This window comes from Streptomyces sp. NPDC028910, assembly GCF_055564955.1.
In genome coordinates this window covers 191,085-210,120 of sequence record NZ_JBVHVF010000005.1, presented here as the reverse complement: position 1 = coordinate 210,120, position 19,036 = coordinate 191,085, and the positions used below count along the sequence as shown (strand labels likewise).

Sequence of the window (19,036 nt, the reverse complement as noted above, 5' to 3'; positions counted from 1 at the left end):
CCTCGGCCGCTCCGCCGACGTGCGCGGACCGCACACCCTGTTGGATGGGACCGTGACCACGAAGAGCCTGCGCCCCCACCGCCACGACGTCCTCCTCGCGGTGGTCAGCGTCCTCGCGGGCCTGGCGCTCTGGTCGCTCGGGGTCTACAGCAGCGGCAACCGGCACCTCCTGCCCGACTGGGCGGCCCTGGTCCCCCTCGTGATCCTCGGCGCGATGGAGCTGCTGCGCCGCACCAGACCGTCGCTGACCCTGGCCGTCGGCACCCTCGGCGTGATCGCCAACGAGTTCACGGTCGGCAGCCTCGCCACCGTCCTGATCTTCACCGACCTGATGTACGCCGCCGTCGTCTACGGGAAACCGGCCATGGCCCGGCGTCTCCCCGTCACGACCGGCCTGATCACCGTGGCCGTCACCATCGCCTCCGTCGCCTGGCTGCGCATCCCCGAAGCTCTGCTGATCGGCGTGGTCACCGGCCTCGTGAGCTTCGCCCCGGCCCTGACCGGCGCCAGCGTGCGCAACCACCGCGAGGCCGCCGAGGCGGCCCGGCTGCGCGCCGAGCAGACCGCGCTGCTGGCCGAGATGGACCGCAGCCAGGCCGTCGTCGCCGAGCGTGCCCGGATGGCGCGGGAGCTGCACGACATGGTGGCCAACCACCTGTCGGCCATCGCCATCCACTCCACCGCCGCGCTCTCCATCGACACGGCCGAAACCAGCCGCGAGGCGCTCGGGGTGATCCGCGAGAACAGCGTGCAGGGCCTGGCCGAGATGCGCCGCCTGATCGGGCTGCTGCGCGCCGCGGGGGCCGAGCAGGAGGCGGTCGCCGTGCCCTCGCTGGACGGCCTGGAGACCCTGCTCGACCAGGCCCGTGCCAACGGCTCGGCGAGCGGGCTGGAATTCGTCCTGCACGACGGCCGGACGCCCGGGAAGCGGGTGCCGGCTCCGGTGGAACTGGCGGCGTACCGGATCGTCCAGGAGTCGCTGACCAACGCCCTCAAGCACGCCGTCCCGGGCACGGTCACGGTCCGCGTGGCGCACACGGACGGACTGCTGACCGTGGGGGTGGACTCGCCCTACGGAGACCGGGCGGGACCCCGCGCCCCCGGCTCCGGAGCCGGGCTGATCGGCATGCGGGAGCGGACGGACCTGCTCGGCGGGGAGTTCACGGCGGGCCGCGACGGCGCGGTGTGGCAGGTGCGGGCGTCACTGCCCGCCGAGGAGAAGGCGGTGGAGGGATGACCATCCGGGTGCTGGTGGCGGAGGACCAGAGTGCGGTACGGGCCGGGCTCGTGCTCATCCTGCGCAGCGCGGGCGACATCGAGGTGGCGGGCGAGGCGGCGGACGGGGAGGAGGCGGTGCGCCTGGCCCGTGAGCTGCGGCCGGATCTGGTCCTCATGGACGTGCAGATGCCGAGGCTGGACGGGGTCTCGGCGACCCGGCAGGTGGTCGCGGAAGGGCTGGCGGACGTTCTGGTCCTGACCACCTTCGACCTCGACGAGTACGTCTTCGGCGCGCTGCGGGCGGGTGCGGCGGGCTTCCTGCTGAAGAACGCGGACGCGGCGGAGCTCATCGAGGCGGTACGGACCGTCGCGCGCGGGGAGGGTCTGATCGCCCCGGCGGTCACCAGGCGGCTGATCGCCGAGTTCGCGGCTCCGGCGCGACCGGCCAGACCCGCCGCCCCGCCGGCCTTGGAGACCCTGACCCGCCGCGAGCGCGAGGTCCTGTCCTGCCTGGGCGAAGGGATGTCGAACGCGGAGATCGCGCTCCGGCTGGAGATGGCGGAGGCGACGGTGAAGACGCACGTCAGCCGTCTCCTGGGCAAGCTGGAGCTGCGCAGCCGAGTCCAAGCCGCCGTCCTGGCACAGGAGTTGGGCCTCTAGGGGGTGTCCGGGCGGGAACCGGCGCCGGGCCCGGCCCGCCCGGCGCGGAAGCGCACCCCCACACCGGTCTGGACCTCTTGACGGTTGGTCCAGACCTTTCTACGCTCACCGCAACACTGTGGTGAGCGTGCCATGACAAAAGCGTGCTCACGGGCGGCGCAGGTCCCACCCCCATGTCGAAGTCGGCCCCACGACCGCGACGGACCTACGGAGGATCACCCTTGAGCACAGCATCCCCACCCCGCACCAGGCGTTCCCGGTTCTTCACCCGCGTCGCGGCGGTCGTGGCCGCGCTGGCCCTGCCCGTCACCGGGCTCGTCGTCCTGGCCGGCCCGGCCCAGGCCGCCGCCTCCGCGACCGCGACGTACACCAAGGTCTCCGACTGGGGCACCGGCTTCGAGGGCAAGTGGGTGGTGAAGAACACCGGCACCACCACTCTCACCAGCTGGACCGTGGAGTGGGACTACCCGGCCGGCACCTCGGTCACCTCGGCCTGGGACGCCACCGTCACCGGCTCGGGCACCCACTGGACGGCGAAGAACGTCGGCTGGAACGGCACCCTCGCCCCCGGCGGCACCGCCAGCTTCGGCTTCAACGGCGCCGGCCCCGGCGCCCCCAGCGGCTGCAAGATCAACGGCGCCTCGTGCAACGGCACCCAGCCCGGCGACACTCCCCCCACGGCTCCCGGCACCCCCACCGCGAGCAGCGTCGCCGACACCTCGCTGACCCTGAGCTGGTCCCCGGCCACGGACGACAAGGGCATCAAGAACTACGACGTCTACCGGGGCTCCACCAAGATCGCCACCGTCACCGGGACCAGCTACGCGGACTCCGGCCTGACCAAGGGCACGACGTACACCTACAGCGTCACCGCACGCGACACCATCGACCAGACCGGCCCCTCCTCCGGCTCCGTCTCGGTGACGACGACCGGCGGTGTCATCCCGCCGGACCCGGGCGGCAAGGTCAAGCTCGGCTACTTCACCGAGTGGGGCATCTACGGCCGCAACTACCACGTGAAGAACCTGGTCACCTCGGGTACGGCGAGCAAGATCACCCACATCAACTACGCCTTCGGCAACGTCCAGAACGGCCAGTGCACCATCGGTGACGCCTTCGCCGACTACGACAAGGCGTACACCGCCGACCAGAGCGTCGACGGCGTCGCCGACACCTGGGACCAGCCACTGCGCGGCAACTTCAACCAGCTGCGCAAGCTGAAGAAGGCCTACCCGCACATCAAGGTGCTGTGGTCCTTCGGCGGCTGGACCTGGTCCGGCGGATTCCCACAGGCCGCGGCCAATCCGGCCGCCTTCGCCCAGTCCTGCTACAACCTGGTCGAGGACCCGCGCTGGGCCGACGTCTTCGACGGCATCGACCTGGACTGGGAGTACCCGAACGCCTGCGGCCTGTCCTGCGACACCAGCGGAGCCGCCGCCTTCAAGAACCTGATGCAGGCCACGCGGGCCAAGTTCGGCACGAACAACCTGGTCACCGCGGCCATCACCGCCGACGCCTCCAGCGGCGGCAAGATCGACGCGGCCGACTACGGCGGCGCCGCGCAGTACGTCGACTTCTACAACGTCATGACGTACGACTTCTTCGGCGCCTGGGCGGCACAGGGCCCGACGGCCCCGCACTCCCCGCTCACCTCCTACGCGGGCATCCCGCAAGCCGGCTTCAACTCGGCCGAAGCCATCGCCAAGCTCAAGGCCAAGGGCGTCCCCGGCGCCAAGCTCAACCTCGGCATCGGCTTCTACGGCCGCGGCTGGACCGGCGTAACCCAGTCGACCCCCGGCGGCACCGCCACCGGACCGGCGGCAGGCACGTACGAGCAGGGCATCGAGGACTACAAGGTGCTCAAGAACAGCTGCCCGGCCACCGGCACCATCGCCGGCACGGCCTACGCCAAGTGCGGCAGCAACTGGTGGAGCTACGACACCCCCGCCACCATCGCCGGGAAGATGACCTGGGCCAAGCAGCAGGGCCTCAAGGGAGCCTTCTTCTGGGAGTTCAGCGGCGACACCACGAACGGTGAGCTCGCGAACGCGATCCACACCGGGCTCCAGTAAAGACCGAAGCCGGGGAGACGGGTCCGCCCCCGTCTCCCCGGCTTCTTCATGCCTGAAACGCCTCAGGCAAGGCCCTACAGTCAACGGGCAAGGAAATCAGGCAACATTTACCCTTTGCCCTGGCGGAGCCGCCTCCAGCCAGGCCAGGAAGCCGGTCAGCGCGTCCTCGCTCATCGCGAGCTCCAGGCGGGTCCCCCGGTGGAGACAGCCGAGCACGACGGCGTCGGAGAGCAGGGCCAGCTCCTCCTCGCCCTCCGGAGCGCGGCGGGCGACGACCTCGATGGAGGACCGCTCCAGCAGCCGGCGCGGGCGCGGGGAGTACGAGAACACCCGGAACCACTCGATCCGGTCACCGCTGTAGCGCGCGACCCCGTACACCCAGCCCTTGCCGGAGATGTCGGGCTCCTCGGCCACATCCCAGCGCATGCTGCAGTCGAAGGTCCCACCGGACCGCTGGATGAGCCTGCGGCGCAGCCCGAAGACAAACAGCCCGATCACCACCAGGGTTACGACCAGGCCGCTCACAAGCAGAGCGAGGAGCATCTTCACCGACCTCCTCGCTCATCGAATACCTCAAACGAACCGGGGCCCCTCCCGGCCGGGGCCGGGGTGGGACCTGCATCGCCTCAGCCGCGACCCGGTCTGGAAGATTCCAGCTCGGGCCGCGGCTGAGGTTTCAAGCAATAGCGGTACGGCGCTCAGTGCCCCGCGACCGCGCGCAGCCGGACTTCGGCGCGTCGCTCGGAGGCCGCGTCGGCTTCCGACTTGGCGCGCTCCAGTGCCCGCTCCGCACGCTGGACGTCAATCTCGTCCGCGAGCTCGGCGATCTCGGCCAGCAGGGACAGCTTGTTGTCCGCGAACGAGATGAAACCGCCGTGCACCGCGGCGACGACAGTGTTGCCCTCGCTGGTACGGATGGTCACAGGGCCCGATTCCAGCACACCGAGAAGCGGCTGGTGACCGGGCATGACGCCGATGTCGCCGGACGTGGTGCGGGCGACAACAAGGGTGGCCTCGCCGGACCAGACATTGCGGTCCGCCGCGACCAGCTCGACGTGCAGCTCAGCAGCCAAGGTGGCTCCTCGGGTCACCACCCGGCGGGTCAGCCGGGTGTTGGGTCAAATTCTAATGGGCGTGGGGAGAGGGACGGGACATACCCGCCCCTCTCCGTAAAACCTATGAACCGGATGCGCTCCGTGAGGGAGCGCGCCGGATCAGGAGACGCCCAGCTCCTTGGCGTTGGCCTTCAGGTCCTCGATGCCACCGCACATGAAGAACGCCTGCTCGGGGAAGTGGTCGTAGTCACCGTCGCAGATCGCGTTGAACGCGGTGATCGACTCGTCGAGCGGAACGTCCGAACCGTCCACGCCGGTGAACTGCTTGGCGACGTGGGTGTTCTGCGACAGGAAGCGCTCGACGCGACGGGCACGGTGGACAACGAGCTTGTCCTCCTCGCCCAGCTCGTCGATACCGAGGATCGCGATGATGTCCTGGAGGTCCTTGTACTTCTGCAGGATCCCCTTGACACGCATGGCGGCCGCGTAGTGGTCCGCCGCGATGTACCGCGGGTCGAGGATGCGGGACGTCGAGTCCAGCGGGTCCACGGCCGGGTAGATGCCCTTCTCGGAGATCGGACGGGACAGAACCGTCGTCGCGTCGAGGTGGGCGAAGGTGGTCGCCGGCGCCGGGTCGGTCAGGTCGTCCGCAGGGACGTAGATCGCCTGCATCGAGGTGATCGAGTGACCACGGGTCGAGGTGATGCGCTCCTGGAGGAGACCCATCTCGTCGGCCAGGTTCGGCTGGTAACCCACCGCGGAGGGCATACGGCCGAGCAGGGTCGACACCTCGGAACCCGCCTGGGTGTACCGGAAGATGTTGTCGATGAAGAAGAGCACGTCCTGCTTCTGCACATCGCGGAAGTACTCCGCCATGGTCAGACCGGCCAGGGCGACGCGCAGACGGGTGCCCGGGGGCTCGTCCATCTGGCCGAAGACGAGCGCCGTCTTGTCGATGACGCCGGAGTCGCCCATCTCCTCGATGAGGTCGTTGCCCTCACGGGTACGCTCACCGACGCCCGCGAAGACCGACACACCGTCGTGGTTGTTGGCGACGCGGTAGATCATTTCCTGGATCAGAACGGTCTTGCCGACACCGGCACCACCGAACAGACCGATCTTTCCACCCTTGACGTACGGGGTGAGAAGGTCGATGACCTTGACGCCGGTCTCGAACATCTCCGTCTTGGACTCGAGCTCGTCGAAGCTCGGGGCCTTGCGGTGGATGGGCCAGCGCTCGGTGACCTCGGCGTTCGCCTCGGGGTAGTTGAGCACCTCACCCAGGGTGTTGAAGACCTTGCCCTTGGTGAAGTCACCGACGGGGACGGTGATGCCCGCGCCCGTGTCGGTCACCGCGGCCTGGCGGACCAGGCCGTCGGTCGGCTGCATCGAGATGGTACGGACGAGGCCGTCACCCAGGTGCTGCGCGACCTCGAGGGTCAGGGTCTTGAGCTTGCCGTCCTCGGCCGGGTCGGCGACCTGGACCTTGAGGGCGTTGTAGATCTCGGGCATCGCGTCGACGGGGAACTCCACGTCGACGACCGGGCCGATGACCCGGGCGACGCGGCCCGTGGCGGCGGCCGTCTCAACAGTGGTCGTCATTACTTGTCACTCCCCGCGGTCGCGTCAGCCATGGCGCTGGCGCCACCGACGATCTCGCTGATTTCCTGGGTGATTTCGGCCTGGCGGGCCGCGTTGGCAAGCCGGGAGAGGCTCTTGATGAGATCCCCGGCGTTGTCGGTGGCCGACTTCATCGCACGGCGGCGGGCGGCGTGCTCGGAAGCGGCCGACTGCAGCAGTGCGTTGTAGATCCGGCTCTCGACGTAGCGCGGCAGCAGGGCGTCGAGGACGTCCTCCGCCGACGGCTCGAAGTCGAACAGCGGAAGGATCTCGCCCTTCGCGCCGGTCTCCTCCGCGGCCTGGTCAAGGCTGAGCGGCAGCATCCGGCCGTCCACCGCGTTCTGCGTCATCATCGACACGAATTCCGTGTAGACGATGTGCAGCTCGTCGACGCCGCCCTCGGCCGTTTCCGTCTGGATGGCCTCGATCAGCGGCGCCGCGACGCGCTTGGCGTCGGCGTAGGCCGGGCTGTCGGTGAATCCGGTCCACGACTCCGCGACCTTGCGCTCGCGGAAGCCGTAGTACGCGACACCCTTGCGGCCGACGATGTAGGCGTCGACCTCCTTGCCCTCAGCGCGCAGCCGCTCGGAGAGCCGCTCCGCCTGCTTGATGGCGTTCGAGGAGTAGCCGCCGGCCAGACCGCGGTCGCTCGTGATGAGCAGGACCGCGGCACGGGTCGGCGTCTCGACCTCGGTGGTCAGGGCGTGCTTCGTGTTCGAACCCGTAGCCACCGCGGTCACCGCACGGGTGAGCTCGGTCGCGTACGGCATCGATGCCGCCACCTTGCGCTGCGCCTTGACGATGCGCGAGGCGGCGATCATCTCCATCGCCTTGGTGATCTTCTTGGTCGCCGTGACGGCACGGATGCGACGCTTGTAGACCCGGAGCTGCGCTCCCATGAGTCAGGTCCCTTCCGTCGTCACTTGGAGACGTTGACGGCCGGCGCGTCCTCGCCCAGGAGCTTGCCGTCCGAGGTCTCGAACTGGCGCTTGAAGCCGGCGATGGCGTCAGCGATCGACGTCAGGGTGTCGTCCGACATCTTGCCGCCCTCGGCGATGGAGGTGAGGAGGTCCTTGCGCTCGCGGCGCAGGTGCTCCAGCAGCTCCGACTCGAAGCGACGGATGTCGTTGACCGGGACGTCGTCCATCTTGCCGGTGGTACCGGCCCAGACGGAGACGACCTGCTCCTCGACGGGCATCGGCTGGTACTGGCCCTGCTTCAGAAGCTCGACCATGCGCTTGCCGCGCTCCAGCGAGTTCTTCGACGCGGCGTCCAGGTCGGAACCGAAGGCGGCGAACGCCTCCAGCTCGCGGTACTGGGCGAGGTCCACGCGCAGACGGCCGGAAACCTGCTTCATGGCCTTGTGCTGGGCGGAGCCACCGACGCGGGAGACCGAGATACCGACGTTCAGCGCCGGGCGCTGGCCCGCGTTGAACAGGTCGGACTCCAGGAAGCACTGGCCGTCGGTGATGGAGATGACGTTGGTCGGGATGAACGCCGACACGTCGTTCGCCTTGGTCTCGACGATCGGCAGACCGGTCATCGAACCGGCACCCATCTCGTCGGAGAGCTTCGCGCAGCGCTCCAGCAGACGGGAGTGCAGGTAGAAGACGTCACCCGGGTAGGCCTCGCGGCCCGGCGGGCGGCGCAGCAGCAGCGACACGGCGCGGTAGGCGTCGGCCTGCTTCGACAGGTCGTCGAAGATGATCAGGACGTGCTTGCCGGCGTACATCCAGTGCTGGCCGATGGCGGAACCGGTGTACGGCGCCAGGTACTTGAAGCCGGCCGGGTCGGACGCCGGAGCGGCGACGATCGTCGTGTACTCGAGCGCGCCGGCCTCTTCCAGGGCGCCGCGAACGGACGCGATGGTCGAGCCCTTCTGGCCGATGGCGACGTAGATGCAGCGCACCTGCTTGTTCACGTCACCCGAGCGCCAGTTGTCGCGCTGGTTGATGATCGTGTCGACGGCCAGAGCGGTCTTGCCGGTCTGACGGTCACCAATGATCAGCTGACGCTGGCCACGGCCGATCGGCACCATCGCGTCGACGGCCTTGTAGCCGGTCTGCATGGGCTCGTGCACCGACTTACGGACCATGACGCCCGGGGCCTGCAGCTCGAGGGCGCGGCGGCCCTCGGTCGCGATCTCGCCGAGGCCGTCGATCGGGTTGCCGAGGGGGTCGACAACACGGCCGAGGTAGCCCTCGCCGACACCTACGGAGAGAACCTCACCGGTGCGCTGCACCGGCTGGCCCTCCTCGATACCGCTGAATTCGCCGAGGACGATCGCACCGATCTCGCGCTCCTCGAGGTTGAGGGCGAGACCGAGGGTGCCGTCCTCGAACTTCAGCAGCTCGTTCGCCATGGCGGAGGGCAGGCCCTCCACCTTCGCGATGCCGTCGCCGGCAACGCTGACCGTTCCGACCTCCTCGCGCGAGGCCGCGTCCGGCTGGTACGACTGGACAAAGTTCTCCAGTGCGTCCCGGATCTCCTCCGGCCGGATCGTGAGCTCCGCCATCTGGGTTCCCTGCTCTCCTTGTTGGGCCTGAAGCTTCTTAGGGGTCTGGGGGCGACCCCCAGGAATCTTCTGCAAGTTCTGCACGGCCCAACCGGGCCGCTAGGAATGCGTTGTTCTAATTGGTGGCTGGTCAGCCGGCCATGCGGCGGGACGCCTCGGCGAGGCGGTCCGCGATGGTGCCGTCGATGACCTCGCCGCCGACGCGCACCGAGATCCCGCCGAGGACCTCGGGGTCCACGTCCAGGTTCAGGTGCATCTGGCGGCCGTACAGCTTGGCCAGCACCGCGCCGAGACGCGCCCGCTGCTCGTCGCTGAGCGGAACCGCGCTGGTCACGGTGGCGACCATGCGGTTGCGGCGCTCGGCGGCGAGCGTGGAAAGGGACTCGAGGCCCGCTTCCAGGCTACGTCCACGCGGCTGCGTGACAAGACGGATCACCAGGCGCTGAGTGACGGCGTTCACCTTGCCGCCGAGCAGGCTGCGCAGCAGCTCGCTCTTGGCGGAGACGGTGGCCGCACGCTCGGTCAGCGCGGCACGCAGCTCGGTGCTCGAGGAGACGATCCGGCCGAAGCGGAAGATCTCGTCCTCGACGTCGTCGAGCGCGTTGCCCTGCTGGGCCGCCGTGAGGTCGGCGGTGGCCGCCAGCTCCTCCAGCGAGTCCACCAGGTCGCGGGACTGCGACCAGCGGGACCGGACCATGCCGGACACCAGGTCGAGGGTTTCCCCGCTGACCTGGCCGCCGAGCAGCCGACCGGCCAGCTCGGCCTTGGCCTCGCCGGCCTGCGCCGGGTCGGTGAGGACCCGACGCAGCGAGACCTCACGGTCGAGCAGCGCGGTGACGGCAGCCAGCTCACCGGCGAGCTTCGCCGCGTCGACGGACGTGTTGTCCATCAGCGCGTCGAGACGCTCACGCGCGGAGGCCAGCGCCTCGCGGCTCGCTCCGTTCATCGGGCCGCCTCGGCCTTCTCCTCAAGCTCGCTGAGGAAGCGGTCGATCGTGCGGCTCTGCCGGGCGTGGTCCTCAAGGGACTCGCCGACGAGCTTTCCGGCCAGGTCGGTGGCGAGCTTGCCCACGTCCTGGCGCAGCGCCTGAGACGCAGCCTTACGGTCGGCCGCGATCTGGGCGTGGCCGGCAGCGATGATCTCCTCACGCTGCCGCTGGCCCTCTGCGCGCAGTTCTTCCTTGAGCGCAGTGCCCTGCTCCAGCGCTTCCTGGCGCAGGCGCGCGGCCTCGTGCCGGGCTTCGGCGAGCTGGGCCTTGTACTGCTCCAGGACGCTCTGGGCCTCGGTCTGAGCGGCTTCTGCCTTTTCGATACCGCCTTCGATCGCCGCGTGGCGCTCTTCCAGAACCTTGTTGATGTTCGGGAGGAGCTTCTTCGCGAGGAAACCGAAGACGATGACGAAGGCGATCAGACCGATGACGAGCTCGGGGATCGGCGGGACGAGGGGGTTACCCGGCTCCTCGGCCGCGAGAACCAGGAGGTTCACATCAGTGCCTTTCGTCGATTCGGACTAGTCGTTGGGTTCGTCTTAGTAGACGAACGGCATGACCAGACCGATGAGGGCGAGCGCCTCACAGAAGGCGAAGCCGAGGATCTGGTTGGCGCGGATCAGACCGGCAGCCTCAGGCTGACGGGCGAGAGCCTGCGTGCCGTTACCGAAGATGATGCCGACGCCGACGCCCGGGCCGATCGCCGCGAGACCGTAACCGACGGAGCTGAGGGAACCTTCGACGGCAGCAAGGGTCTGGGACATGCCAGTTCTTCCTTCTCTTTCATGGACCGGTGGGGGTTGGCCACCGGACGATTCGGGGGTTTGCGGAGCGAGCTCGCTCAGTGGTGCTCGGCGAGCGCGCCCTGCAGGAAGCTGCAGGCCAGGAGCACGAAGACGTAAGCCTGGACAGCCTGGATGAAGAGCTCGAACGCGGTCATCACGATGACCATGACGAACGAGACACCGGCGTAGGCGATGCCGATCCCGTTCAGCAGGTACCAGCTGGCGATGGTGAACAGCAGCAGCAGGGTGTGACCGGCGAACATGTTCGCGAACAGTCGGACCGCGTGGGTGAACGGGCGGACGATGACGTTCGAGAAGAACTCGATCACCATGACCATCGGCAGGATCGGGCCGAGGGACTTGTCGTAACCCGTGAGGTTCTTGAAGCCGCCGACGAAACCGTGGCGCTTGAAGGTCACCGACATCCACATGACGTAGATGATCGCGGCGAGGCCGGCCGGGTACGCGATGACCGCCGTCACCGGGAACTGGGCGAGCGGCACGATCGACCACAGGTTCATGATCCAGACGAAGAAGAACGTCGCGACCATGAAGGGGACGTACTTCTCGCCTTCCTTCTTACCGAGCGTCTCGTAGACGATGCCGCGGCGTACGAAGTCGTAGCCGGCCTCGGCGATCATCTGAAGCTTGCCCGGGACGACCTTCGGCTTCCGGAACGCTGCCCAGAAGAAGCCGACGATGATGACCGAGCCCAGCAGGGCGAGCAGCATCGTCTTGTTGAAGTACAGGTTGCTGTCCGCGTCACCGAAGATCGGCTCGAACAGGAACGAGTACAGGGTCGGGCCCGGGAAGCCGCAGCTGGGAGTGTCTTCGAAATGACAGTTGATATCGAAGGCGAGCGTCATGTCAGCAGCACTCACCGCAGGGCTCCTTCAGCGTGGCGCATAGGTACGGCAACCTCGTTGTGTCGGCGCGGCGAGCAGCCGCGGTTCGGCACTGGACTGGTGTAACGGATGGTGGGGCGGCGATCAGGCATCGAGCCTCGCGATGGAACAGGCGTCAGCTCAGATGCCCGCGCCCGCAGTGCCGCAGTTGGCACCGGACGATAGCAGGATCTCGAACGCCCACTTATCCCGGCCCTACCCTTCACGACTTCGGTCCCGGATTTTCGGGCTTGTCGCCCTTCATCGAGTCCGGTTCGACGTAAAGGATCTTGGCCTTCATGTGAGCACGGGTCTGCGCGCCGATCCACACGAGGGTGGTGGCCACAAGCGTGATCGCGAACGCCTTGGGGTGGAACAGGGTGGTGTTCTTGAACGCGGCGAGAAAGACGAAGAGCAGCAGGATCTGGGCCGCGTAGAGCATGAGCCCCATGGCCTGGAAGAGATGCGGGAGTGATTTCGCCGTGCGCTGCAGAACGACGAATCCGATACCCATGAAGAGAATCACCAGCAGCGTCGCTACGACGGCGCCGACCGCACCCTTGCCGCCGACGACCAGAGCGCTGATCACGGCGGCGAGAGCGCCGGCGGCAGCGGTGGGTACGGCGGCTTGCAGGAGGAATCGGACGTCATCTGACCGCATGGCGGTTTGCTCCGCGTGGTGGTGGGGGCACGGGACTCGTACGGGACGAGCGTAAGCCCGGTCCGAGAGGGAACCTCGGGCCAAGGGACCGTCGCACTACGGTCCTTCGGCTCTGTCGCCGGGTTTAGTGAACGGTATCACAAACTATTTGATGAGAGCTTTACCTGCCGAGTGTGCCAACTGTCACACATGAGAGTGACCCTGCGCGGGTGTGCACGCCAGGAGACCGCTCTGTCTGGTAAAGGGCGCCGATGTCGGACATGCTCACCGGCGGTCAGCGGGTCGATTCAGCCTTACGCCGGTCCGGGAAGCGCGAACGGGGGCCCACGGCCGTCGCTCCGTTGACGCCCGAGACGCCCGCGACGATCGGCCTGACGGGCTCCGGCTCGGTGCCCGAGGCATCCTGCGCGGCCGCCTCGGCGGCGGCCTCGGCCGCGCGTGCAGCGTGTCGGTAGCGCGGCGGAACGAGGGCCTCCGCCCACCGCGGGGCGCGTGGCGTGAAGCGCGGCAGGAGCAGCAGGATCAGGCCCACCGCGCTCAGTACCGCGATGGCCAGCACGATCCACATCGTGGCGGAATGCACCGAGTACGCCACCGTGCCGAAGGCGATCAGCCCCGACCAGAAGTACATGATCAGTACCGCGCGGCTGTGCGAATGACCGAGTTCCAGCAGCCGGTGGTGGAGGTGCCCGCGGTCGGCCGCGAAGGGCGACTGGCCCTTCCACGTACGCCGGACGATGGCCAGGACCAGGTCCGCCATCGGGATGGCGATGATCGTCAGGGGCAGGATCAGCGGGATGAAGACGGGGAGCATCGCGTGCGTTGCGTTGCGCTCGCCCTGGGCGTACAGGGCCAGGGCGTCGGGGTCCACCTGGCCGGTGATGGAGATGGCGGCGGCGGCGAGGACCAGGCCGATGAGCATCGAGCCGGAGTCACCCATGAAGATCCGGGCGGGATGCATGTTGTGCGGCAGGAAGCCGAGGCACATGCCCATCAGGATCGCGGCGAAGAGGGTGGCGGGCGCGGCCGCCTCGATGCCGTAGCCGAACCAGATCCGGTACGAGTAGAGGAAGAACGCGGCGGCGGCGATGCAGACCATCCCGGCGGCGAGGCCGTCGAGGCCGTCGACGAAGTTCACCGCGTTGATCGTGATCACCACGAGGGCCACGGTGAGCAGGTTGCCCTGCCACTGGGTCAGCGCGACCGTGCCGATGAAGGGGACCGGGATCCACAGGATCGTCAGGCCCTGCATGACCATCACGCCGGCGGAGATCATCTGCGCGCCGAGCTTGATCAGGGCGTCGATCTCGAACTTGTCGTCGAGCACGCCGATCAGCCAGATCAGGGCGGCGCCGGAGAGCAGCGCCCGTGGCTCGTTCGACAGCTCGAAGACGCCGTTGAGGTTCTGAAGGTGGTCGGCGACCAGCAGGCCCGCGCACAGCCCACCGAACATGGCGATGCCGCCCAGCCGTGGTGTGGGCTCGCGGTGGACGTCACGGGCGCGGATCTCCGGCATGGCCCCGGCCGCGATCGCGAACTTCCGCACGGGCCCGGTCAGCAGGTAGGTCACCGCGACCGTGACGCAAAGCGTCAGCAGATATTCACGCACGGGCTGCCCCAGATGTATCGCCGGCCATCTCAGCCCCACACATTAGCTGCGATGTCCCCTCCATCGAGGACGCGAGGGGGCGGTATCCCGGTTGCGGTACACCCCTCTTGTCCTGCTTACTCCCCGTAAGGGGGAAATCCCAGCGTGAGCTCATTGACCTCCGTACGTGTTCTCGCGGCGTCCCCGTGCAGCGCGGCGGCGAACAGCGCCGCGATCCGGAGCATCTCCGCCTCGCCCATCCCCTGGGTGGTCACGGCGGCCGTTCCCAGCCGGATGCCCCGCTGGTCCCCGTACGGGAGGGCGCAGGTGTCGAGCACGATCCCGCCGGCGGCCAGCCGGCCGCGGGCGGTCGGGCCGTCCAGGCCCAGCGGCGCCGGATCGGCGGTGATCAGGTGCGTGTCGGTGCCGCCGGTGATGACGGCGAACCCCTGGTCCTCGAGCGCGCCCGCCAGCACCCGGGCATTGGCCACGACCCGGTGGGCGTAGGTCGTGAAGGCCGGCCGGGCCGCCTCGCCGAAGGCCACGGCCTTGGCGGCGATGGTGTGCATCTGGGCCCCGCCCTGGGTGAACGGGAACACCGCCCGGTCGATGCGCTCGGCGAACTCGGCGCCGCACAGGATCATCCCGCCGCGCGGCCCGCGCAGCACCTTGTGCGTGGTCGCGCAGACGATGTCGGCGTAAGGCACGGGACTGGGCGCGGCCCCGCCGGCCACCAGCCCGATGGGGTGGGCGGCGTCGGCGATCAGGTAGGCCCCGACCTCGTCGGCGATCTCCCGGAAGGCCGAGTACTCGGGGTGGCGGGGGTAGCAGATGGAGCCGCACACGATGGCCTTGGGCCGGTGCGCGTGGGCGAGGTCCTGCACGTGCTGGTAGTCGATGAGACCCGTCTCGGCGTCGACCCCGTACCCGACGAAGTCGAACCACCGCCCGGAGAAGTTGGCGGGCGACCCGTGGGTGAGGTGCCCCCCGTACGGGAGACCCATCGCCAGCACGGTATCCCCGGGCCGCAGCAGCGCGGCGTACGCGGCGAGCACGGCGGAGGAGCCGGAGTGCGGCTGCACATTGGCGTGCTCGGCCCCGAACAGCGCCTTGGCCCGCTCCACGGCGATCCGCTCGGCCAGGTCGGCGTACTCGCACCCGCCGTGGTGCCGGGCGCCGGGGTACCCCTCGGCGTACTTGTTGGCGAGCGCGGACCCGAGCGCGGTGAGCACGGCGGTCGAGGTGAAGTTCTCCGCGGCGATCAGCTGCAACGTACCGGCCTGCCGCTGACGCTCCCCGTCGAGTACGTCGGCCATCTGCGGGTCCTGCCCGCGCAGCAGGTCCGTGGGCTGGGTGATGACGCTCATGGCGCGACTCCAGGGGGTACCGGGTACCAGCCACTGTAGGCCGAGGCGGCACATCCCGCCCTGTTTCGGCCTTCTCCCAGCCTCGCCGGCACAAATCCAGGGCCGCCGGCACAAATCCGGCCCCGCCGCACAAATCCAGCCCCGCCGGCGTTTGAGGCGCGGGGTCCGGGGCGGGGCCCCGGGAAACGGAGAACGCTCAGCGGGAAGCGGTCACGCCCGTCAGGGCCGTCACGACGGGGTCCAGCGCCTGGTTGATCTCGTCGCCGATCGAGCGGAAGAAAGTGATCGGCGCCCCGTACGGGTCGTACACCTCGTCCGCGTCGGGCGACGGCGCCAGCAGCCACCCGCGCAGCGCCGCGGCAGCCCGCACCAGCGCCCGCGCCCGCTCCGCCATGCCGTCGTCCAGCGGCGGCAGCGTGGCCGGATCTATGGCCCGCACCAGCCGGGTGAACTCCTTCAGCGTGAAGGTGCGCAGCCCCGCCGAGTGGCCCATCGAGATGACCTGCGCCCGGTGGTCGCGCGTGGCGGTCAGCACCAGGTCGGCGCGTATGACGTGCTCGTCCAGCAGCTCCCGCCCGGTGAACCCGGACGCGTCGGCCCCGAAGTCGGCCAGCACGGCGGCCGCGTTGGCCTCCATCGGGGCGCCCTCGTGTCCCCAGGTGCCGGCGCTCTCCACGATGAGGTCCCCCGTGACGAGGCCGCCGAGGCGGTGCGAGAGGGCGTGCCGCGTCAGCCGCTCGGTGATGGGCGAGCGGCACACGTTGCCGGTGCTGACGTGGAGGATGCGGAAAGCACTTCCCTCGGCTATGCCACGCCCCCCAGGGCTCACGGGGCGACCTCGAGGTCGGGTACGACCTCCCGCAGCTGGTCGGCGCTGAGCGCCCCCTCGCGCAGCAGGACGGGAACCTTCCCGGTGACGTCGACGATCGACGACGGCTGGATGCCGGGGGTCGGGCCGCCGTCCAGGTACACGGACACGGAGTCCCCGAGCATCTCGCGCGCCGCGTCGCAGTCCTCGGGCGCCGGCTGCCCGGAGAGGTTGGCCGAGGACACCGCCATCGGGCCGACCTCGGTCAGCAGCTCGATCGCGACGGGGTGCAGGGGCATGCGGACCGCCACGGTGCCGTGGGTGTCCCCCAGGTCCCACGCGAGCGAGGGCTGGTGCTTGGCGACGAGCGTCAGCGCGCCCGGCCAGAAGGCGTCGACGAGCTCCCACGCCTGCTCGGAGAAGTCCGTGACGAGGCCGTGCAGGGTGTTCGGGGAACCGATGAGCACCGGCGTGGGCATGCCGCGGCCGCGGCCCTTGGCGGCGAGCAGGTCGTGGACGGCCTCCGGGCTGAAGGCGTCCGCGCCGATCCCGTACAGGGTGTCCGTGGGCAGCACGACGAGCTCGCCGCGGCGCACGGCGGATGCGGCTTCACGCAGACCCGTCTTACGGTCCGTCGCGTCGTTGCAGTCGTATCGCCGGGCCATCAGCGGGCCTCCTCGTGCAGCAGGGTGGTGGCTGGAATCGTCGCGCCGGTCACGGCAGTGCCTTGCGGGCCGTGGCGAAGCGCGGGCGGTTGTTGAGGTCCGGGTGGTCGGCCGCGTCGGCCCAGCCCCGCTCCTCGGCGAAGATCCACGGGACCTGGCCGCCCTGGGTGTCGGCATGCTCGATGACGACGATGCCGCCGGGCCGCAGCAGCCGGTGGGCGGTGCGCTCGATGCCGCGGATGGTGTCGAGGCCGTCCTCGCCAGAGAAGAGCGCCATCTCCGGGTCGTGGTCCCGGGCCTCGGGCGCGACGTACTCCCACTCCGTGAGCGGGATGTACGGCGGGTTGGAGATGACCAGGTCGACCTGGCCGTCGAGCTCCGGCAGGGCGCTCAGGGCGTCGCCCTGGTGGACGGTGACCCGGGAGCCCTCGGCGTTCTTCCGGGTCCACCGCAGGGCGTCCTCGGACAGCTCCACCGCGTGCACGCGCGAGCGCGGCACCTCCTGGGCCATGGCCAGCGCGATGGCGCCGGAGCCGGAGCACAGGTCCACGATCAGCGGCTCCACGACGTCCATCGCCCGGACCGCGTGTATGGCCCAGTCCACGACCGACTCGGTCTCGGGCCGGGGCACGAAGACCCCGGGCCCGACCTGGAGTTCCAGGTAGCGGAAGAAGGCGCGGCCGGTGATGTGCTGGAGCGGCTCGCGCGCCTCGCGGCGGGCGACGGCCTCCCAGTAGCGGGCGTCGAAGTCCGCGTCCTTGACGTGGTGCAGTTCCCCCCGCTTGACGCCGTGCACGAAGGCCGCGAGCTCCTCCGCGTCGAAGCGCGGTGAGGGCACGCCGGCGGCGGCCAGCCGCTGGGTGGCCTGGGCCACCTCGGCAAGCAGCAAGTTCACGCTGGTCCTCCGGGCTGCTGTCGTACGGGGGGGTGGAGCAGGGTCAGGGGTCGGGGACCGGTGTCAGTGCGCGGCCGCGAGCTTGGCCGCGGAGTCCGTGTCCACGCACGCCTGGATGACCGCGTCGAGGTCGCCGTCGAGCACCTGGTCCAAGTTGTACGCCTTGAAACCGGTCCGGTGGTCCGAGATCCGGTTTTCCGGGTAGTTGTACGTACGGATCTTCTCGGAGCGGTCCACGGAGCGCACCTGGCTGCGGCGCACGTCGGAGGCCTCCTGCTCGGCGGCCTCCTGGGCCGCGGCCAGCAGTCGCGAACGCAGGATGCGCATGGCCTGCTCCTTGTTCTGGAGCTGGCTCTTCTCGTTCTGGCAGGAGGCGACCACACCGGTCGGCAGGTGCGTGATGCGCACGGCCGAGTCCGTGGTGTTGACGGACTGGCCGCCGGGGCCGGACGAGCGGTACACGTCGATGCGGAGATCGTTCATGTTGATCTCGACCTCGACCTCCTCGGCCTCCGGGGTGACGAGCACGCCGGCGGCGGAGGTGTGGATGCGGCCCTGGGACTCGGTGGCCGGAACCCGCTGGACGCGGTGCACGCCGCCCTCGTACTTCAGGCGGGCCCACACGCCCTGGCCGGGCTCGGTGGCGCCGTTGCCGCCCTTGGTGCGGACGGAGACCTGGACGTCCTTGTAGCCGCCGAGCTCGGACTCGGTGGCGTCGATGATCTCGGTCTTCCAGCCCACGCGCTCGGCGTAGCGCAGGTACATGCGCAGCAGGTCACCGGCGAACAGCGCCGACTCGTCGCCGCCCGCGCCCGCCTTGACCTCCAGGAGCACGTCCTTGTCGTCGCTGGGGTCACGCGGGACCAGCAGCAGGCGGAGCTTCTCGGTGAGCTCCTCGCGCTGCTGGGTCAGCTCCTTGACCTCGGCGAGGAAGTCAGGGTCGACGGCCGCGAACTCCTTGGCCGTCTCGATGTCCTCGGCCGACTGCTTCCAGGCACGGAAGGTCGCCACGATCGGGGTCAGCTCCGCGTAGCGCTTGTTCAGCTTGCGCGCGTTGGCCTGATCCGAGTGGACCGAAGGGTCGGCGAGCTTCTTCTCAAGATCGGCGTGTTCGCCGACCAGTTCCTCGACCGCCTCGAACATCGGGGGCTCCTGTAGTGAAAGTACGAACGGGGTGACGTGGCGGAACGACGACAAAGGCGCCGGTCCGGCCGCCCCCGAGTGGACAGGGGGCGGCCGCTGACCGGCGCCTGGG

Annotated in this window: 19 protein-coding genes; 3 read left to right on the top strand and 16 right to left on the bottom strand. The window is 69.3% G+C overall.

The genetic code is table 11. The features are described 5' to 3' along the window. Nucleotides 1-52 precede the first annotated feature (52 nt). The 3 genes from ACZ4TV_RS09920 (at nucleotide 53) to ACZ4TV_RS09910 (ending at nucleotide 3,950) form a co-directional block, all read left to right on the top strand. Nucleotides 53-1,237 carry a sensor histidine kinase gene (locus ACZ4TV_RS09920; RefSeq protein ID WP_468132611.1) on the top strand — a complete coding sequence of 395 codons (1,185 nt, stop codon included), beginning with the start codon at nucleotides 53-55 and terminating at the stop codon, nucleotides 1,235-1,237. After that, nucleotides 1,234-1,878: a response regulator gene (locus tag ACZ4TV_RS09915; protein ID WP_468132609.1), complete on the top strand. Its 645-nt coding sequence runs from the start codon at nucleotides 1,234-1,236 to the stop codon at nucleotides 1,876-1,878. Before ACZ4TV_RS09920 ends, ACZ4TV_RS09915 begins: the two co-directional genes overlap by 4 nt. Before the next feature lie 173 nt (nucleotides 1,879-2,051). Continuing rightward, complete coding sequence (locus tag ACZ4TV_RS09910; RefSeq protein WP_468132607.1) at nucleotides 2,052-3,950, top strand: glycosyl hydrolase family 18 protein; 1,899 nt, start codon at nucleotides 2,052-2,054, stop codon at nucleotides 3,948-3,950. 96 nt (nucleotides 3,951-4,046) lie between these two features. On the opposite strand, the gene ACZ4TV_RS09905 is transcribed toward ACZ4TV_RS09910, so the two are convergent. From ACZ4TV_RS09905 to prfA, 16 genes are all read right to left on the bottom strand, one after another. Next, a complete protein-coding gene (locus ACZ4TV_RS09905) occupies nucleotides 4,047-4,493 on the bottom strand; it encodes a DUF2550 domain-containing protein (protein ID WP_468132606.1) in 447 nt (148 codons plus the stop codon). Between the two features lie 155 nt (nucleotides 4,494-4,648). Continuing rightward, complete coding sequence (locus ACZ4TV_RS09900; RefSeq protein WP_468132604.1) at nucleotides 4,649-5,023, bottom strand: F0F1 ATP synthase subunit epsilon; 375 nt, start codon at nucleotides 5,021-5,023, stop codon at nucleotides 4,649-4,651. 141 nt (nucleotides 5,024-5,164) lie between these two features. Further along, nucleotides 5,165-6,607 (bottom strand): F0F1 ATP synthase subunit beta, encoded by a 1,443-nt coding sequence (gene atpD, locus ACZ4TV_RS09895; RefSeq protein ID WP_468132602.1) that lies wholly within the window; start codon nucleotides 6,605-6,607, stop codon nucleotides 5,165-5,167. Beyond that, a complete protein-coding gene (locus ACZ4TV_RS09890; RefSeq protein WP_468132600.1) occupies nucleotides 6,607-7,524 on the bottom strand; it encodes a F0F1 ATP synthase subunit gamma in 918 nt (305 codons plus the stop codon). Before ACZ4TV_RS09890 ends, atpD begins: the two co-directional genes overlap by 1 nt. A gap of 20 nt (nucleotides 7,525-7,544) precedes the next feature. Then, a complete protein-coding gene (gene atpA, locus ACZ4TV_RS09885) occupies nucleotides 7,545-9,140 on the bottom strand; it encodes a F0F1 ATP synthase subunit alpha (protein ID WP_393740304.1) in 1,596 nt (531 codons plus the stop codon). A gap of 130 nt (nucleotides 9,141-9,270) precedes the next feature. Next, nucleotides 9,271-10,086 (bottom strand): F0F1 ATP synthase subunit delta, encoded by an 816-nt coding sequence (locus tag ACZ4TV_RS09880; RefSeq protein ID WP_468132598.1) that lies wholly within the window; start codon nucleotides 10,084-10,086, stop codon nucleotides 9,271-9,273. Then, nucleotides 10,083-10,625 carry a F0F1 ATP synthase subunit B gene (locus tag ACZ4TV_RS09875; protein WP_362584332.1) on the bottom strand — a complete coding sequence of 181 codons (543 nt, stop codon included), beginning with the start codon at nucleotides 10,623-10,625 and terminating at the stop codon, nucleotides 10,083-10,085. The genes ACZ4TV_RS09880 and ACZ4TV_RS09875 overlap by 4 nt, the downstream gene beginning before the upstream one ends. 42 nt (nucleotides 10,626-10,667) lie before the next feature. Then, on the bottom strand, nucleotides 10,668-10,892 hold the full coding sequence (atpE, locus tag ACZ4TV_RS09870) for an ATP synthase F0 subunit C (RefSeq protein ID WP_030545783.1): 225 nt from the start codon (nucleotides 10,890-10,892) through the stop codon (nucleotides 10,668-10,670). A gap of 77 nt (nucleotides 10,893-10,969) precedes the next feature. Continuing rightward, complete coding sequence (gene atpB / locus ACZ4TV_RS09865) at nucleotides 10,970-11,779, bottom strand: F0F1 ATP synthase subunit A (protein WP_468132854.1); 810 nt, start codon at nucleotides 11,777-11,779, stop codon at nucleotides 10,970-10,972. 241 nt (nucleotides 11,780-12,020) lie between these two features. Continuing rightward, nucleotides 12,021-12,458, bottom strand: coding sequence for a hypothetical protein (locus tag ACZ4TV_RS09860; protein WP_468132596.1), 438 nt, complete (start codon nucleotides 12,456-12,458; stop codon nucleotides 12,021-12,023). Nucleotides 12,459-12,732: 274 nt separating this feature from the next. Further along, complete coding sequence (locus ACZ4TV_RS09855; RefSeq protein ID WP_468132594.1) at nucleotides 12,733-14,067, bottom strand: MraY family glycosyltransferase; 1,335 nt, start codon at nucleotides 14,065-14,067, stop codon at nucleotides 12,733-12,735. A 116-nt stretch (nucleotides 14,068-14,183) separates the two neighbouring features. After that, nucleotides 14,184-15,413, bottom strand: a complete 1,230-nt coding sequence (locus tag ACZ4TV_RS09850; protein ID WP_468132592.1) for a serine hydroxymethyltransferase — start codon at nucleotides 15,411-15,413, stop codon at nucleotides 14,184-14,186. A gap of 196 nt (nucleotides 15,414-15,609) precedes the next feature. Then, a complete protein-coding gene (locus ACZ4TV_RS09845; protein ID WP_468132590.1) occupies nucleotides 15,610-16,242 on the bottom strand; it encodes an arsenate reductase/protein-tyrosine-phosphatase family protein in 633 nt (210 codons plus the stop codon). Next, a complete protein-coding gene (locus ACZ4TV_RS09840) occupies nucleotides 16,239-16,886 on the bottom strand; it encodes an L-threonylcarbamoyladenylate synthase (RefSeq protein ID WP_468132588.1) in 648 nt (215 codons plus the stop codon). Before ACZ4TV_RS09840 ends, ACZ4TV_RS09845 begins: the two co-directional genes overlap by 4 nt. Nucleotides 16,887-16,935: 49 nt before the next feature. Then, a complete protein-coding gene (gene prmC, locus ACZ4TV_RS09835; protein WP_243631438.1) occupies nucleotides 16,936-17,781 on the bottom strand; it encodes a peptide chain release factor N(5)-glutamine methyltransferase in 846 nt (281 codons plus the stop codon). Nucleotides 17,782-17,844: 63 nt separating this feature from the next. After that, nucleotides 17,845-18,924: a peptide chain release factor 1 gene (prfA, locus tag ACZ4TV_RS09830; RefSeq protein ID WP_468132586.1), complete on the bottom strand. Its 1,080-nt coding sequence runs from the start codon at nucleotides 18,922-18,924 to the stop codon at nucleotides 17,845-17,847. Between the last annotated feature and the right edge of the window lie 112 nt (nucleotides 18,925-19,036).

Excerpts from the sequence above, each read along its gene's own strand:
- ACZ4TV_RS09850 (WP_468132592.1), bottom strand. The coding sequence starts at position 15,413 with ATGAGCGTCATCACCCAGCCCACGGACCTGCTGCGCGGGCAGGACCCG.
- atpA (WP_393740304.1), bottom strand. The coding sequence starts at position 9,140 with ATGGCGGAGCTCACGATCCGGCCGGAGGAGATCCGGGACGCACTGGAG.
- ACZ4TV_RS09905 (WP_468132606.1), bottom strand. The coding sequence starts at position 4,493 with ATGCTCCTCGCTCTGCTTGTGAGCGGCCTGGTCGTAACCCTGGTGGTG.
- ACZ4TV_RS09860 (WP_468132596.1), bottom strand. The coding sequence starts at position 12,458 with ATGCGGTCAGATGACGTCCGATTCCTCCTGCAAGCCGCCGTACCCACC.
- ACZ4TV_RS09890 (WP_468132600.1), bottom strand. The coding sequence starts at position 7,524 with ATGGGAGCGCAGCTCCGGGTCTACAAGCGTCGCATCCGTGCCGTCACG.
- ACZ4TV_RS09840 (WP_468132588.1), bottom strand. The coding sequence starts at position 16,886 with ATGGCCCGGCGATACGACTGCAACGACGCGACGGACCGTAAGACGGGT.
- prfA (WP_468132586.1), bottom strand. The coding sequence starts at position 18,924 with ATGTTCGAGGCGGTCGAGGAACTGGTCGGCGAACACGCCGATCTTGAG.
- ACZ4TV_RS09880 (WP_468132598.1), bottom strand. The coding sequence starts at position 10,086 with ATGAACGGAGCGAGCCGCGAGGCGCTGGCCTCCGCGCGTGAGCGTCTC.
- atpD (WP_468132602.1), bottom strand. The coding sequence starts at position 6,607 with ATGACGACCACTGTTGAGACGGCCGCCGCCACGGGCCGCGTCGCCCGG.
- atpE (WP_030545783.1), bottom strand. The coding sequence starts at position 10,892 with ATGTCCCAGACCCTTGCTGCCGTCGAAGGTTCCCTCAGCTCCGTCGGT.
- atpB (WP_468132854.1), bottom strand. The coding sequence starts at position 11,779 with ATGACGCTCGCCTTCGATATCAACTGTCATTTCGAAGACACTCCCAGC.
- ACZ4TV_RS09915 (WP_468132609.1), top strand. The coding sequence starts at position 1,234 with ATGACCATCCGGGTGCTGGTGGCGGAGGACCAGAGTGCGGTACGGGCC.
- ACZ4TV_RS09910 (WP_468132607.1), top strand. The coding sequence starts at position 2,052 with ATGTCGAAGTCGGCCCCACGACCGCGACGGACCTACGGAGGATCACCC.